Origin of the sequence: Dactylosporangium sp. NPDC000244, assembly GCF_040300725.1 — a bacterium.
Taxonomy (GTDB): domain Bacteria; phylum Actinomycetota; class Actinomycetes; order Mycobacteriales; family Micromonosporaceae; genus Dactylosporangium.
In genome coordinates, this window is sequence record NZ_JBEPEH010000037.1 from 18,820 (window position 1) to 34,668 (window position 15,849).

The following is a 15,849-nucleotide window of genomic DNA, read 5'->3' on the forward strand; positions in this document are numbered from 1 at the left end:
GCGTCTATGTGCTACCTGGCCGAAAGCCTTCTCGCATCAGGCGGGCGGACATTTCTTTTCACATCCCGCAGCACGGCGGCGGAATTGGCGGCGCCGCAAGTCGGCTCCGATTGTTCGGGGGTGTTCTTTGCCACGATGAGAAGCCCTCGGGCCTCGTTCGGGCGCAAAGGGCTATCGGTCGGCGGAGAACACAAAAAATAGGCGTTTCTGACCGCTGCCGACTATCCGCCGTACAGACGAGTGAAATTCAACCGGGCGCGCCAATACGATCGCCGAGCCCCATTCACATCGCGGGTCACCCCCCATTTCCGCAGGAGGCCAGGATTTGAACTCCCGGTTGCCCAGGTATGCCCTTTTCGCCGCGACCGCGGCGACGACTGTCGTGGCGGGCGCAGCGATCGCGCCACTGCCCGCGACGGCCGAAACGATCGGCCCCAAACTCAGCTACGTCGTCAACGCGGTGAGCAACGCTCGGACGGCTGACGCCGCCGCCGCTGTCACCGCGGCCGGCGGCACCGTGACGGTGTCCTACGCCCAGATCGGCGTGGTCATCGCGTATTCCACGAACCCCTCGTTCGTCCAGGCGGTGAAGGGCGCCGCACACGGCGACGCCGTCCTCTCGGTCGGCGCGACCCGGACCGCGGCCCTGCCGGCCATGGCCGAGGACACCGAGACCGTCGAGGACTACGCGCCGGACGCGATGGAGAACTCGACGCGTCAGAGCGACATGGTCCTCATCGGCGCGCGGGCGGCGCACGAGGTCAGCCTCGGCAGCGCCGCGGTCACGGTCGGCGTGCTCGACGACGGCATCGACGCCAACCATCAGGACCTCGCGCCGGTCGTCGACCAGTCGAAGTCCGTCAACTGCGTGGGCAACGGCGCTCCCGACACCACCCCGGGTGCGTGGCGGCCCACCAGCCTGACCGCCGACTACCACGGCACGCACGTGGCCGGCACCATCGCGTCGGCCAAGAACAGCGTCGGCATCGTCGGCGTCGCGCCCGGCGTGAAGCTGGCCTCCATCAAGGTGGTCAACTCCGACGGCTTCATCTACCCCGAGTACGCGATCTGCGGCTTCGTCTGGGCCGCGGAGCACGGCATCCAGGTCACGAACAACAGCTACTACATCGACCCCTGGCTGTACTGGTGCGAGAACCAGGCCGACCAGGCGCCGGTCGTCGAGGCGGTCCGCCGGGCGGTGGGCTACACCACCGCGAACGGCATCCTCAACGTCGCGGCGGCGGGCAACGAGAACCAGGACCTGGCCAACAAGACGGTGGACACGACGAGCCCCGACGACACCAACCCGGTGCGCCGCACGCTCGACCCGAGCTGCCTGGACCTGCCGAGCGAGCTGCCCGGCGTGGTGACGGTCTCCTCCACGACCCAGCCGACCGTCCCCGCGACGGCCGTCGGGCCGTGGGCGACGGGCCTGACCACGCAGCCGGCGCGGTCGTCCTTCTCGAGCTTCGGCCTCGGGGCCGTGGACGTGGCCGCACCCGGCTCGAGCATCTACTCCACCTCCCCCTCGACCGGGGTCAGCAGCTACCGCACGCTCTCGGGCACCTCGATGGCGTCGCCGCACGTGGCGGGCGTCGCCGCGCTGCTGGCGTCCAAGCACCCGGGCGCCACGCCCGACTACCTCGCGGAACTGCTGCGCAAGCAGGCGATCCCGCTTGCCTGCCCCACCTCCGGCACCGACTACACCCAGGGCCGGTGCAAGGTGGACCCCGCGAACCCGTCCGTGAACGGCTTCTTCGGGCACGGTCTGGTCAACGCCTACAAGGCCGTCACCGAGGCCGAGGACGTGACCGCGCCGACCGTGGCGGTCACGGGCGTCACCCAGGGCCAGCAGATCACGCTGGGCGTGGCTGTCACGCCCGGCTGCACGACCACCGACGCCGGCAGTGGCGTGGCGAAGGCCGCGGCCCTGTCCGTCACCGGCGGTCCGAAGGTCGGCTCCTTCACGGCCACCTGCACCGGCGGCCGCGACCGCGCCGGCAACACGGCGGCTCCGGTCAGCGTCACCTACCAGGTGGTGTACGGCTGGCACGACTTCGGCTCGCCGATCAACGTCGGCAAGCTCAACGTCGTGAAGGCCGGCAGCGCGGTTCCGGTGAAGTTCGGCCTCTCGGGCAACCAGGGCCTGAACATCTTCACCGGCGGCGCTCCGACGGTGCAGACGGTCGCGTGTGACACGTCGGCCCCGCAGGACCCGGTGGAGACGACGGTCACGGCCGGGTCGAGCTCGCTGAGCTACGACGCGGCGTCGGACCAGTACAGCTACGTCTGGAAGACGCAGAAGACCCAGGCGAAGACGTGCGCGCGGCTCTCCGTCAACCTGATCGACGGCACCACGCACACCGCGGACTTCATGTTCAACTGACGACCGCGTTCATCTGAAAGTCGCAGCACGCAGGGCCCCCGACGTGTCGGGGGCCCTGCCGTTTGCGCACCCGCCGCTCCTTGGTGACCGCCTGCATCGACACGACGGGCCGGATCGTCACCGGCTGGGGCGGCCGCACCGCCGCCGGGCAGGTCGAGGCACGGCAACGGCCAGCACCGCGGCCACCGCAGCGGCGCGGCCCGGGCGTGCGACAGGCGTGAGCACCTGGGTCACCGGAACACGAGGCGAGCGCCGGACGCAAGAGGCCGCCGGTGGGTGATCCCACCGGCGGCCCCGAGCGACTTGGATCAGTAGGTGACCGTGAAGGGCACCTCGACCCGGATCTTCGAATCTGCGCCGGCCAGCTGGATGCTGGTCGTGCTCGGCACCGCTGCGTTCCCCGGCACACTGAAGGACGCGGCGGAGACGATGCCGTCGGCGTTGGCGTGGACGGTCAGCGCGGCGAGGCCGTCGCCGAAGGTGATCGTGACCGTTTCGTTCCGCGCGAAGCCGGAGGCGTCGAGGGTCAGCGCCGTGCCGCGCGGGCCCTCGGTGGCCGACAGGGTGACCTGCGGCTGGGGGCCCGTGACCGTGACCGGGGCATCCAGCTCGATCGTGGCCGTGGCCGGTGCCTGCGAGGACGATCCCTCGGCGGTCACCGCGTAGAGGCCGGGTTCCGGCGCCGCGATCGTGGTGTGCACGGCGCCGGCCGAGGTGGCCTTGACCGTCACGTCGGACGCGGCGAGCTTGACCGTCACCTGCTCACCGGCGGTGAAGCCGGTGCCGTCGACGGCGATCGCGGCACCGCTTGCGGGCGTGGCCGAGATCGTGGGCTGCTTGGCGCCGCCCGCCACCGTCACGGTGAAGGTCAGCGTGGTGCTGGACCGGCTGTCCCAGACGGTGACGCGGGCGGTGTAGGTGCCCTTCAGCGCGTACGTGTGCTGCGCGCTGATCGCGCCGCCGGTGCCGACGGTGGCGTCCTGCGGGGCCGTGCCGTCGCCCCACTGCACGCGGGCGTGGTAGCCGGTGGCGTCGGGGACGCCGCCGGTGACCGTGCCGAGCGCGGCGTCGAACGCCTGGCCGGCGCTCGCCGTCTGGCTCTTCGGGGGCGTGGTGGCCAGCGCCGCCGACGGGGTGCCGTCGTCGGCGATGGCGAACACGTGGATCCGGCCCGCGGAGCCGGGGTCGCCGGTCTGCGTGGGCAGCTTCACCGAGACGAGCGTTTTGCCCGCCGGGATCTGGTACGGCGCGGTGGCGAACAGGAACGGCTGGGCGCCGTCCCGGCTCGTGCCCTGCAACCGGTATGCGGTCTTGGCGACCACGATGTTGCCGTAGGACGGCGTGCCGTTGGGGTTGCCGCCCAGCGTCCAGTCGCTGAACTGGATCGGGATGCTCGCCGTGGTGCCGTCGCTGAACGTCGCCGTGGCGGTCGTGCTCTGGTTGCCCTGCGTGCCGGCGCCGACGAACGAGATGCTCTTGGCGTCGGAGGGCAGGTTGAGCTCGATCGTCTTGCCGTTGCCGGTGGCGTTGTCCGGCTGACCGGCCGGGGTGGCCGGCAGCGTGAAGTGCAGCGCGGTGCCCGGCACATCGTGCGACTGGCCCTGGGTGACGCCGCCGGCCGCGAGCGCGGCCCGGGAGTACGCCCAGTTCTTGGCGTCGCAGTTGGCCGCGAGCACGCCCTCGTCGCCGATGCAGACGGTGTCGAAGGCGGCCGGCAGCGCCGTCGCCGGCGTGTAGGCCACGTCGATGCCGACGGTCGCGGCGTCCTGGCTGCTGCCGTCGGTCACCGTGACGGAGGCCTGGTAGTAGCCCGGCTGTGCGTAGGTGTGCGAACCGCCGACGTTGTAGACCGCCCGCGAGCTCAGGGTGATGGTGCCGGTGGTCGCCGGCGAGCCGTCACCCCAGTCCACGGTCGCCTGGTAGCCGGTCGCGGTGCCGCCCGTGACCGTGGCCAGCGGCACCGAGACCGCCACCCCGGACGTCGCGGGCACCGAGCCGGAGCCCACCGGGGTCACGGCGACGTCGCCGCCGCCGAGCTCGACGTCGCCGCCGCGCAGCAGCTCGATCTCGGCCAGGTTGGTCTGCGCGGCCCCGACGGTCTTGGTGACGACGAGGCGGAACTGCGTGAACTTCCCCGGGTGGCTGATCTGGAACGGCCGGGTCTGGTTGCGCCAGGTGAACACCTCGTCCTTGCGGGAGTCGACGGTGGTCCAGCTGACGCCGTCCTTGGAGCCCTGCAGCTTCCAGTCCGCGGGGTCACCGGGGTTGGCGCCCGAGGTGATGGTGTACCACGTCGGCTTCTGCTTGCCGCCCCGGTAGGCCCAGCTGATCTGCGGGGTGCCGGTGGCGAACGTCATCTGCGTGGCCGAGGTGTCGTCGAACAGCTTCGACGCGTCCTGCCCGCCGGTCGCGGCCGCGGTGCCGAGGCCCGGGCCGGTGGTGTCCTGCAGCGGCTGGGGCGCGTCGTCGCCCTTGGTCAGCGACGGCGGGGCGTCGTGCTTGCCGGTGCCCCACGACGACGGGTTCGACCCCATGTCGAAGTCGATGGTCCCGCCACGGGCGAGGACGGACGAGTCGACGGAGACGTCCTTGAGCTTCTTGCCGTTGACCTTGACGCCCTGGACGTACACATTCTTCGTGCTGTTGGCGGGCGCGTTGACGACGATGTCGCCGCTGGTGCGGTGCACGGTCATCTTGGTGAACTGCGGCGAGCCGATCGCCCAGTTGGACGAGCCGGCCTGCAGCGGGTAGAGGCCGAGCGAGCTCAGGACGTACCACGACGACATCTCGCCGTTGTCCTCGTCACCCAGGTAGCCCTGGCCGATCTCGCTGCCCACGTAGAGCCGCTGCAGCAGTTCCCGCACGATGGCCTGGGTCTTGGCCGGCGCGCCGACGTAGTTGTACATGTAGGGGATGTGGTGCGAGGGCTGGTTGCTCATGCCGAGCTGGCCCATGCGGACCGCCCGCGCCTCCAGCATCTCGTGGATCGTGCCGCCGTAGCCGCCCGGGTGGTCGGCCTTCTCGGGCGTGGCGAAGAACTCGTCGAGCTTCTGGCGCAGGGCGTCCTGCCCGCCGTACAGGTTGGCCAGGCCCTGCCCGTCCTGCTGGGCGGTGAAGGCGAAGTTCCAGCCGTTGGTCTCGGTGTAGACGCCGCCCCAGTCCAGCGGGTTGCCGTTGAGGAAGTTCCCGGCCGCGTCCCGGCCCTGGAAGAACTTGCTGGCGGGGTCGAACAGGTTGACGTAGTTGCGGGCGCGCTGCAGGAAATACTCCGACTCCTCCTTGAGCCGGTCCCGGTCGGCCTTCGGCGTGCGCGGGTCCTTGGCCAGCGCGGCGGCCATGTTGCCGATGCCGTAGTCGTTGATGTAGCCCTCGAGGGCCCACGACACCGACTCGCCGGTGGAGGTCGGCGTGTAGCCGAGGAACTGCGACCTCTGGATGCCCTTGCGGCCGACGCCGCTCTGGCCGGACACCACGGTCGCGTCCTTCAGCCCGGCGTTGTACGCGCTCATCGGGTCGGGCAGCGCCACCCCGTTGAGGTACGCCTCCGCAAGGGCCACGTCGGCGCTGGTGCCGGTCATCAGGTCGGCGTAGCCGGGCGAGGACCAGCGGGCGATCCAGCCGCCGTCGCGGTACTGCTGGACGAACCCGTCGGCGATCTTGGCCGCCACGTCCGGGTACAGCAGCGTGTAGGCGGGCCACACGGTGCGGTAGGTGTCCCAGAAGCCGTTGTTGACGTAGATCTGCCCGTCGACGAGCTTGGCGCCGGTGTTCGTCGGGGTCGAGGAGCCGGTCGGCGCCGAGACCGGGCTGGCGTACTGCCAGTGCGGCGCGGCGGCGGTGCCGGTGTTCTCCGACTGCGAGTTCGGGTACAGGTTCAGCCGGTACAGGTTGGAGTACAGCGACACCAGCTGGGTCTCGCTCGCGCCGCGGACCTCGATCCGGCCGAGCCGGTCGTTCCACGCCGCGGTCGCGGCCGCGCGCACCTGCTCGAAGCTGCGCCCGGTGACCTCCAGGTCGAGGTTCTTGCGGGCCTGGTCGAGCGAGATGAACGACGTCGCGATGCGCAGCGTCACCTGCGGGTTGGCCGAGGTGTCGAAGGTCGCCGACGTGGCCGCGGACGCGGTCGGCGCCCGGTCGAACGTGCCGGCCACGAACATCCGGCTGCGCCCGACCGACAGGCCGCTGCCGTTGTCGACCCAGCCCGTGTAGGTGCCGTCCGTGCCGATGGTGAACGTGCCGTTGTAGAACACGAGGCTGCCGGTCGCCTGCCCCGCGGGGAAGGTGAACTGCATGATGCCGCCGTGGTCGGTCGGCGACAGCTGCGCGGTCAGGCCGTTGCCGGTCTTGACCTGGTAGTAGTCCGGCCGCGCGATCTCGTCGGCGTGGCTGAACGACAGGGCCCGGGTGCTCGGCGCCCCGGTGAGGTTGCCGCCGGCCGCCACCGGCATGACCGACATCTGGTTGCGGTCACCCATCCACGGGCTCGGCTCGTGCGAGATCGCGAGGCCCTGCAGCGTGGGCAGGTTCGCCCCGTTGTTGGCCCGCTGGTACTCGTACTCCCACGAGTTCGACGTGGCGTTGGTGACCGGCGTGAAGAAGTTGAAGCCGTTCGGCACCGCGGCGAGGGGCAGGTTGTTGCCGCGCGAGAACGAGCCCGAGGCGTTGGTGCCCCGCCGGGTGTCGACGTAGTTGGTCAGGCTGGAGCCGTCGATCGCCGCCGGCGTGCCCGTCACGGTGACGTCGTCGATCCAGCCCTGAAACCGGGTCGCCGCGGTGGCCTGCGGGTCGTCGTAGGCCAGCAGGATGCGGTCGATGGTCTTGCCGTTCGCGACCGCGCCGATGTCGGACTGCACCGCGTTCCACTGGTCGGCGTAGAGCACCTTCGACGCGCCCTGGCCGGCCGCCGTCAGCGCGTACCCGTGCTGGTCGAGGGGCGAGCGGGCGCTGAGGTAGGTGCCGTCGGTGAAGTGCAGGTCGACGGCGGCGTAGGTGGACGGGTACTGCGCGTCCTGCCCGGTGTACTCCGGGAAGATCTTGTAGGCCAGGCGCGTCTTCGGCCCGACCGGGATGTTCACGTCGAACAGCTTGTTCGTCGCGAACGAGCGCCCGTCGGCCTCGGCTCCGCCCGAGTAGCGCAGCGACGCCAGGCCCGTGAACCCGGCGCTGGGCTTCATGTTGTACCCGCTGACGGGCCCGGCCCCGACGACGCTGACCATCGGGGTGGCCGGCGGGCGGGTGTCCGTGCCGTCGCTGACGTCCCAGTCGGCCAGCTGGACCAGCGAGTCACCCGAGTTGGCGGTGACGTTGAGCCGGTAGTAGCTGTACGCGGCCGTGTTGGTGAAGCTGTAGGTGTTGGTGGCGAACCGGCCGCTGAAGGTCTGGCCCGTGCGCCGGTCCAGATCGGTCCACTGGCTGCCGTCGTTGGACCCCTGCACCGTGAAGTCCTTGGGGTCGCGGCCCGGCGCGTCGTCCGCGGAGGTCAGCGAGTACTTCACCACCGCCGCGGGCGCCTTGAGCTGGTAGGCGACCCAGCCGGTCGGGTTGAACGCCAGCCACTTCGTCGACGGGTTGCCGTCGGCGAGCCGGGACGCGATCTCGTTCGGCGGGTTCTGCGCGCTGGCGGTCACGGCGGCGACCTGGCCGAGCACGCTGCCGGGCAGTCCGTTGGGGCTCGATCCGGAGAGGTTGCCCTGGATCGGCTGGCCGCTCGCGTTGGTCTCGACGGTGGTCGTGGCCGGCTGGGGGTCGATGGTCTCGAAGGAGGAGCCGAAGTCGCCGGGCGGCGTGGCCGCGCTCGCGGTGGTGGCGGCGACGAGCAGCCCGACGGGCAGCAGCAATGCGGCTGCCCCGGCTAGTCGCCGGCGGGTCCTGGGCACTTTCATTGGGGAACTCCAGGGGTGATCACGGGCGCAGGGGCACGCCCAGTGGCGAGCGTCAGCCTGGCGTCACCTGACAACGTTGTCAAGATCCATGCCTGCAATCGCGAATTTTGTGTCAACGTTGTCAAGGACGGCCGATGTCCGGCTATCGTCTGTCGCGTGACAAGCGAGTCGGGCCGCACCAGGCGGCCCACGATGGCGGACGTGGCCGCCCGGGCCGGGGTGAGCCTGAAGACCGTGTCGCGAGTCGTGAACGACGCTCCGTACGTCCAGCCCGAGCTCGCCGAGCGGGTGCTCGCCGCCGTGGCCGAGCTCGGCTTCCGGCGCAACCACCTGGCCAGCTCGCTGCGCTCCGGGCAGGCGACGGCCACCATCGGGCTGCTCATCGAGGAGATCGCCAACCCGTTCTACGCGACGATCGCGGGCACGGCCGCCGAGATCGCCCGCCAGCGCGACACCATGCTCATCATCGCCAGCTCCGAGGAGGACCCGGCGCGCGAGCAGCAGCTGCTGCGGGACCTGTGCGCCCGGCGGGTCGACGGGCTGCTCGTCGTGCCGGCCGGCAGCCCGACGGGGTGTGACCACTCCTTCCTGCGCGCCGAGGTCGAGCTCGGCACCTCCGTGGTCTTCCTCGACCGGCCGCCCGGGAACCTGCGCGCCGACACGGTGCTGCTGGACAACCGCGGGGGCGCCCGCGAGGGGGTGCGCCGCCTCGTCGCCGAAGGCCACCGCCGCATCGCCGTCCTGCTCGACTCGATCGGCGTCTACACCATGCGCGAGCGCCTCGACGGCGCGCAGGACGCGCTGGTGGAGGCCGGCGTGCCGTACGACGACCGGCTGGTCCGCGACGGGGTCCGCGATCCGGCGGCGGCCGGCCGGGTCGTCGCGGAGCTGCTCGACCAGCCGGACCCGCCGACGGCCTTCTTCAGCCTCAACAACCGGATCACCCTCGGCGTGATCGAGGAGCTCTACCGGCGGGGCAGCGACGCCGCCCTGCTCGCCTTCGACGACTTCGAGCTGGCGCGCCTGGTGCCGTACCCGCTGACGGTGATCGCCTACGACACCCGCGCGCTGGCCCGCACCGCCACCGAGCTGCTCTTCCGCCGCATCGACGGCGACCGGTCCTGGCCGCGCACGGTGGTGCTCCCCACCGAGCTGGTCGCGCGCGGCCTGCGTCTCTAGCCGGCGGGCGGCGCTCCCGGTTCGGTGGCGCCAGAGTCTTGCGACCGTCCCCGACGGTGCCGCGAAAGACGGGTGACCAACCGCGGACCTGGCAGCGTCGGCGCGCAGCGCCGAGCGGTGTCTGGCGGGAGCGACGGTCCGCACCACCGCGGACCCGAGTCATGCTCCGGCGCTCCCGCCCGACGCCCGCGATGGTCGGGTTGCCACTGTATTGACACGCGTCGAACGCCCTCGATTCAATGAGCCGCCGGAGTCACACCCCTGACGGAAGCGGGGCAGGGATGGCGGAACGCATCCCCATCGGGTTCACCGGTCCGCGGGGCGGCGAATGCGGGCTGAGCTGGGGCCAGACGGCGATCTGGCGCGCGATCCAGCGCCTCGTGCCCGACGATGCGAGCCTCAACATGAGCTGGGTGACCGCGCTCGAGGACGAGGGCATCTCCGTCGGCACGCCGCTGTCGCGCGTCACCGACACGGTCGCCTACGTCATGGCCCGCCACGAGTCGTTGCGCACGAGGGTCCGCCTCGACGAGGCCGGCGCGGCGCGGCAGACGGTGGCGCGCGACGGCGTCATCGCGCTGGAGGTCGTCGACGCGGAGCGGGACGGCGCCGCCGCCGCGGCCCGGCTCCTGCAGCGACGGCTCACCGAGCCGCCGTTCGACTACCCGGACGAGTGGCCGCTGCGGGTGGGCGCGGTGCGCGTCGGCGATGTCGTCACCCACGCCGTCTTCGCCATCTGCCACCTCGTCACCGACCGGGGCGGGCTCACCGCGCTCGTGCGCGACGTCCTGAGCAGCCTCGCCGGGCGCCCCACCCTCGACCCGCCCGACACGCAGCCGCTCGACCAGGCGCGGCACCAGCAGTCCGAGGCGGGGCGGCGGCAGAGCGAGAAGGCGCTGCGGTACTGGCAGCGCCACCTGCGCACCGTCCCCCGCAGCCGGTTCGGCGAACCCGACGGCGAGCCCCGGTTCATCAGCGCCACCCTCAGCTCACCCGCCGCCGACCAGGCGGTCAGCCTGCTCGCCGACCGCGAGCGGGTCAGCACGTCCGCGGTCATCCTCGCCGCCGCCGCGGTGCAGCTCGCCCGCCAGACCGGCGCGCGCGAGGCCGTGCTGCAGGTCATCGTCAGCAACCGGTTCCGCCCCGGCCTCGCCGACTCGGTCGGGCCCGCCTCCCAGGACGGGCTGTGCGTCATCGAGGTCGGCGACGACGGGCTCGGCCCCGTCATCGGCCGGGCCATGCGGGCCTCGATGCAGGCGTACCTGCACGCGCAGTACGACCCCGCGGCCCTCGACGCGCTCGTCGCGCAGCTCGGCGACGTCGACCTGTCCTGCTCGTTCAACGACCGCCGCTTCGACGTGCAGACCCCCGTCTCCGCCGCGGCGGCCGTCAGCGCCGACGGGCTGCGCGCCGCACTGCCGCGCACCGCGCTCACCTGGGAGCCGGTCGAGCACTACGGCGCTCGCTACTTCCTGCACGTCAACGCGGTGCCCGGCGCGCTCGACCTCACCCTCTTCGCCGACACCAGCGTCCTGCCCCGCGCGAAGGTCGAGGAGCACCTGCGCGGCATCGAGTCGCTGCTCGTGGCGGAGGCGATCGACGCCCTCACCGTGGCCGCCTAGCCGTTGGGCGCCTACGCTCACGCCACCTCCGTCGTCCCCGGCGGGACCCTGCGCTTCACGCTGCTCGACCCCGGCCCGGACACCGTCGAGGTCTACGACGCCACCGACGACCGCCTCCGGCTGACGGCCGCCGTCGACCATCCTGTGTGGACACTCGCCGTGCCCGGCGACTGGCCCAGCTCCCTCTACCGGGCGGTGTTCAAGAACAAGAACCATGAGGTGTACTTCGTGGTGCGCCGCCCGCCCGGGCGCCCCTCGGCCGCCATGCTCGTGTCGGTGCCGTTCGCGACCTGGCAGGCGTACAACCGCTCCGGCGTGCCCGGCGAGAGCCTCTACTACGCCGAGGAGCCGACCAGGGCGGCCCGGGTGTCGTTCGACCGCCCCGGCGGCGGGCCGCCCCCGGAGCGCTGGGAGGACGGGATGCTGCGCTGGCTCCGCCCGGCCGGCTACCGGGCCGACTTCTGCTCCAACCTCGACCTGCACGCCGAAGGCCCGGCCCTGCTGCGCGGATACCGCCTGCTCATCGTCAACGGCCACGACGAGTACTGGTCGAAGGAGATGCGCGACGCCGTCGAGTCCTTCACGGCGGCCGGCGGCAACGTCGCCTTCTTCGCCGCCAACACGGCGCTCTGGCAGGTCCGTTTCGAGGACGCCGGCCGCACCATGGTCTGCTACCGCGACCCGCTGCGCGACCCCGTCGCGGCGCTCGACCCGGCGCGGGCGACGGTCGAGTGGGCGTCGGCCCCGGTGCACCGCCCGGAGAACACGATGACCGGCGTCGGCTACCGGCACGGCGCCGGCGCATGGGGCGACTTCATGGACGTCATGCGGGAGACCGACTACACGGCCCGCTTCGCCGGGCACTGGGTGTTCGCCGGCACCGGTCTGCGCGACGGCGACCGGTTCGCGCTCGGCGCGGTCGGCTACGAGACGGATGCCGCGCTCTTCCGCGACGTCGACGGCGTCCCGCGCATCACCGGCGGCGACGGCACCCCGGCGTCGTTCGTCATCCTGGCGACGGCGGACCTGCGCCACTGGCGCCGATACGGCCAGGGCGGCCACGCGACGATGGGCGTGTTCCGGGCGGGGGCCGGCACCGTGTTCAACGCGGCCACGGTGAACTGGGGCAACACGCTCGCCGACCCGGTGGTCGACCGGATCACCCGCAACGTCCTGGACCGCCTCGCGGCACCGCCGGACCCGGCCCGCTGGGATGCGATCGGGCCGGCCCCGGACCTGGTCGCGCTCGTCGCCTGCGAGCACGCGTTCTGGGCGCTGACGCCGGACGGCACGCTGCTGGTCCGCGACGCCTGCGCCCAGAACCTCCGCTGGCGCCCGGTCGTGGATGCCGCCGGGGATCCGCCGGTGTGCCTCGCGGCGCCGCGCGAGGCCGTGCGCGGGATGGGGGTCGGGCTCTACGCCGTCACGCCGCGGGGACGGCTGCTGCACCGCGAGCCGGTCCGGGAGCCGGCGCCGTGGGAGCGCATCGGCACCGCACCGGAGGGGATCCGGGCGCTCGCGAGCGCCGACGGCACACTGTTCGGCATCACCGGAGACGACCGCATCCGGTGCCTGCCGCTGTCCCGGCTCGCCGAGGGCGACCACCGCTGGTCCGACGCCGGCAGCGCCGCGGGAGCGGTCGGCCTCACCGCGGCCGGCGGGCTGCTCCTCGCCGTCGGCCGCGACCGCCGGCTGCGCGTCCGGCCGCCGACGGCCACCGAGGCGGCGTGGTCGGACCTCGGCCCGGCCGGCGACCGCACCGTCATCGCCGGCTACGACGGGCGCCTGGCCGGAGCCGGGGACGACGGGCTGCTGCGGTGGCGCGACATCGCCCCGGGCCCGTGCCCCTGACGGGTCACCGGGCGGCGTCGGCGACGCGCAGGAGCTTGCGTTCGTACTCTCCCCCGAAGTCGATCCGCGTGATCTCGTCCAGGCGCCAGGCGCTGGGCTCCTTGAGCCATTCGGCCTTCGCGGTGAGCTCCAGCAGCATCAGCGTCTTGTCGTTGAAGCCCGCGACCCGGCCGACGAACACCACGTCGGGGTCGTCACGCTCGATGTAGATGCTCACCACCCGGTAGCGCTGGGCCGCGGTGATCAGGATGCGCCGCACCGACGTGAGGTCCACGTCCGCGGGCGGCGGGGGCGGCGGCCAGCTGTCGTCCAGGGCCAGGGAGCGGGCCGCGAACGCCTCGGGGCCGCCGCGCCGTTCGAGCGACGTGACGTCGTCGAGGCGCACGGCCGCGAAGCCGTCGAGGTAGATGTTGTCGTCGAGGACGTGCAGCGCGGCCCAGGTCTCGGCGACGGCGCCGACGTAGCCCTCGAAGGTCCCGTCGGACCAGAGCCGTCCGACGCGCAGCAGCTCATGCGAGTCTCTGGCCTTGCGCAGCGCTATGGCCGTCGTCCGCCGGGTCATGGTCCGTCACCCTATCGGCCGGGATGGCAGTCAGCGCTATGTCGATCGTGGCGTGCAGGGCCTCGCGGCTCACGCCGGCCGCCGCGTGCACCGCGTTGCCCTCGCTGACCACCATCACGTAGCGGGCCAGGGCGACCGGGTCGGTCCCGGGCGGCAGGTCGCCCTCGTCCACGGCCCGGGCCAGCCGCCCGGCCAGCGCCCCCTCGCCGGCCAGGCGGCCGGCCGCGAGAAACTGGGCGGCCCGGCCGTCGTCGCTGCCCGTGGCCAGGCCGCCCTGGATGGACAGGCAGCCGGCCGGCCGGTCGGCCCGGGTCAGCGCGTCGGCGTTGTCGCGCAGGAAGCGCTCGATGACGGCGTACGCCGTGGGCTCGGCCAGGGCCCGGCGGGCGTAGGCCATGTCGGCCTCGGCGTAGCGGGCGACCGCGCGGCGGAACAGCTCGTCCTTGTTGCCGTAGGCGGCGTAGAGGCTGGGGCGGTTGATGCCCATGGCTTCGGTGAGGTCGGCGAGCGAGGCACCCTCGTAACCGTGGCGCCAGAACACCTCGATCGCCCGGTCGAGCGCCGCGTCGGCGTCGAAGCCGCGCGGCCGGCCGGCCGCTGGGGTCATGGTGACTCACCTCATCCAACCGATCGGTACAGAAATATCTCCACGATGCTAGCGTTCCAGTTGTGTACCGAACGGTACAGAACTAGCTCAGGAGGAGACCATGTTCACCGGAAAGACCGCCCTCGTCACCGGAGCCACCTCGGGCATCGGCCTGGCCGCGGCCAGACGGCTGGCCACCGAGGGGGCGCACGTGTTCCTCACCGGCCGCCGCCAGGACGCGCTCGACGAGGCCGTGGCCGGGCTCGGCGGCAACGCCACGGGGATCCGCGCCGACGTCTCCGACCCGGACGACCTCGAGCGGGTGGCCGCCGCCGTCCGGGAGCGCGGCGCCGGGCTCGACATCCTGTTCGCCAACGCCGGGGGCGGCGAGTTCGCCGCGCTGGGCGACATCACCTGGCAGCACTACGCCGACACGTTCAACACCAACGTCGGCGGCACGCTGTTCACCGTCCAGGCCGTCCTGCCGCTGCTCAACCGGGGCGCGTCGATCGTGCTGACCGGCTCCAACATCGACGTCAAGGGGGCCGCGGCGTTCAGCGTCTACGCGGCCAGCAAGGCCGCCCTGCGCTCGTTCGCCCGCAGCTGGGCGGCCGAGCTGGTCGGCCGCGGCATCCGGGTCAACGCCGTCGCGCCCGGCCCGATCGAGACGCCCGGCCTCGCCGGACTGGCCGGCGACCCCGAGTCGGCCGAGCAACTACTGAAGAACCTCGCCGGCGGGGTGCCGATGAACCGGCTCGGCCGGCCCGAGGAGATCGCCGACGCCGTGGTCTTCCTCGCCTCGGACGCCAGCGCGTTCATGACGGGCGCCGAGATCTACGTGGACGGCGGCGCGAGCCAGATCTAGCGCTCGGCCGGCCGCCCGGGGAGCACGTGACGCCGCGGCCCGGCGGCGTCACGTGCGGGCCGGTCAGGGTCTCGCGCAGATCGCGTACGCGTGCAGGTGCCAGGTCCCCGAGACACCCGCCTCGTCCTCGTACGCCTTGATCGAGAACGAGGTCGGGGTGAAGGTGAGATCGTCGAGCACCACCGTGCCGAGGCCGCCGTCGATCTTGCCGCCCCCGCCGATGACCTTGTTGCCGGCGATCGCGCAGGTCGCCGTCTCCGTCGCCGAGCTCGCCGACTGGTCGGGGCCCTGCGCCGCGACGATCTCGTAGCCGGGCAGCGGGCCGGAGCAGATCGCGTACATGGTCAGGCTCCATTGGCCGGAGTAGCCGGTGCGGTCCTCGAACGCCCAGCCGGTCGCCCGGGTGGACGAGGTGGCCGTGACGTCGTCGATGCCGACCTCGCCGTTGCCGCCGTTGATGGCGAAGCCCATGCCCAGCAGGTTCTGGGTGCCGGGGCAGTCGGCGGCGACGGAGTTGTACTGGTCCGAGGTCGTGGTGCTGGTGCTCGGCACGATCTGGTACCCGGTCGGCTTGTCGGCACAGATGACCGTGGCGCCGACGCTCCACGTGTACGCGAAGCCGTCCTCGTCCTCGACCGCGTGGACGTAGAGGTGGTCGTCGTACGGGACGACCTGGTCGAAGCGGACCTGCCCCTCGCCGCCGGCCAGCGACGGGGCCGCCCCGATCAGCGTCGTGCCGTTCGGGCAGTCGACGCGGATGCCCTTGTTGGCGGACGTGTACGAGGTGAACTGGAAGTTGGTCGTGCGGCCGGGCACGGCGGCCGAGGCCGGTCCGGCGAGGAGCGGCGCGGCCACGGCGGCGGCGCACACGATGGTCGCGGCGGCCAGGCGGCCGATGAGCGGAGCACGGAACATG

At 72.3% G+C, this 15,849-nt stretch carries 9 protein-coding genes; 5 read left to right on the plus strand and 4 right to left on the minus strand.

All coding sequences use genetic code 11. The features are described from left to right. Positions 1-382 precede the first annotated feature (382 nt). Positions 383-2,386 (plus strand): S8 family serine peptidase, encoded by a 2,004-nt coding sequence (locus tag ABT369_RS41835; protein ID WP_350621198.1) that lies wholly within the window; start codon positions 383-385, stop codon positions 2,384-2,386. 308 nt (positions 2,387-2,694) lie between these two features. On the opposite strand, the gene ABT369_RS41840 is transcribed toward ABT369_RS41835, so the two are convergent. Then, on the minus strand, positions 2,695-8,223 hold the full coding sequence (locus ABT369_RS41840) for a GH92 family glycosyl hydrolase (protein WP_350621199.1): 5,529 nt from the start codon (positions 8,221-8,223) through the stop codon (positions 2,695-2,697). Positions 8,224-8,460: 237 nt separating this feature from the next. On the opposite strand from ABT369_RS41840, the gene ABT369_RS41845 reads away from it, so the two are divergent. From ABT369_RS41845 to ABT369_RS41855, 3 genes are all read left to right on the plus strand, one after another. Continuing rightward, a complete protein-coding gene (locus ABT369_RS41845) occupies positions 8,461-9,447 on the plus strand; it encodes a LacI family DNA-binding transcriptional regulator (protein ID WP_350621393.1) in 987 nt (328 codons plus the stop codon). Between the two features lie 281 nt (positions 9,448-9,728). After that, positions 9,729-11,069, plus strand: coding sequence for a condensation domain-containing protein (locus ABT369_RS41850; RefSeq protein WP_350621200.1), 1,341 nt, complete (start codon positions 9,729-9,731; stop codon positions 11,067-11,069). Between the two features lie 3 nt (positions 11,070-11,072). Then, positions 11,073-12,920, plus strand: a complete 1,848-nt coding sequence (locus ABT369_RS41855) for a N,N-dimethylformamidase beta subunit family domain-containing protein (protein WP_350621201.1) — start codon at positions 11,073-11,075, stop codon at positions 12,918-12,920. Positions 12,921-12,924: 4 nt separating this feature from the next. Here the strand turns inward: ABT369_RS41855 and ABT369_RS41860 are convergent, their stop codons facing one another. Further along, on the minus strand, positions 12,925-13,482 hold the full coding sequence (locus ABT369_RS41860) for a hypothetical protein (protein WP_350621202.1): 558 nt from the start codon (positions 13,480-13,482) through the stop codon (positions 12,925-12,927). Continuing rightward, entirely contained in the window at positions 13,430-14,089 is a 660-nt protein-coding gene (locus ABT369_RS41865; protein WP_350621204.1) for a TetR/AcrR family transcriptional regulator, read from the minus strand. Before ABT369_RS41865 ends, ABT369_RS41860 begins: the two co-directional genes overlap by 53 nt. 100 nt (positions 14,090-14,189) lie before the next feature. On the opposite strand from ABT369_RS41865, the gene ABT369_RS41870 reads away from it, so the two are divergent. Further along, positions 14,190-14,933, plus strand: coding sequence for an SDR family oxidoreductase (locus tag ABT369_RS41870; RefSeq protein ID WP_350621206.1), 744 nt, complete (start codon positions 14,190-14,192; stop codon positions 14,931-14,933). 63 nt (positions 14,934-14,996) lie between these two features. Here ABT369_RS41870 and ABT369_RS41875 read toward each other — a convergent pair whose 3' ends face one another. Beyond that, entirely contained in the window at positions 14,997-15,848 is an 852-nt protein-coding gene (locus ABT369_RS41875) for a hypothetical protein (protein ID WP_350621208.1), read from the minus strand. Position 15,849: the final 1 nt, after the last annotated feature.

Coding starts and splice junctions, on each gene's coding strand:
- ABT369_RS41870 (WP_350621206.1), top strand. CDS start 14,190: ATGTTCACCGGAAAGACCGCCCTCGTCACCGGAGCCACCTCGGGCATC.
- ABT369_RS41850 (WP_350621200.1), top strand. CDS start 9,729: ATGGCGGAACGCATCCCCATCGGGTTCACCGGTCCGCGGGGCGGCGAA.
- ABT369_RS41845 (WP_350621393.1), top strand. CDS start 8,461: ATGGCGGACGTGGCCGCCCGGGCCGGGGTGAGCCTGAAGACCGTGTCG.
- ABT369_RS41875 (WP_350621208.1), bottom strand. CDS start 15,848: ATGTTCCGTGCTCCGCTCATCGGCCGCCTGGCCGCCGCGACCATCGTG.
- ABT369_RS41860 (WP_350621202.1), bottom strand. CDS start 13,482: ATGACCCGGCGGACGACGGCCATAGCGCTGCGCAAGGCCAGAGACTCG.
- ABT369_RS41865 (WP_350621204.1), bottom strand. CDS start 14,089: ATGACCCCAGCGGCCGGCCGGCCGCGCGGCTTCGACGCCGACGCGGCG.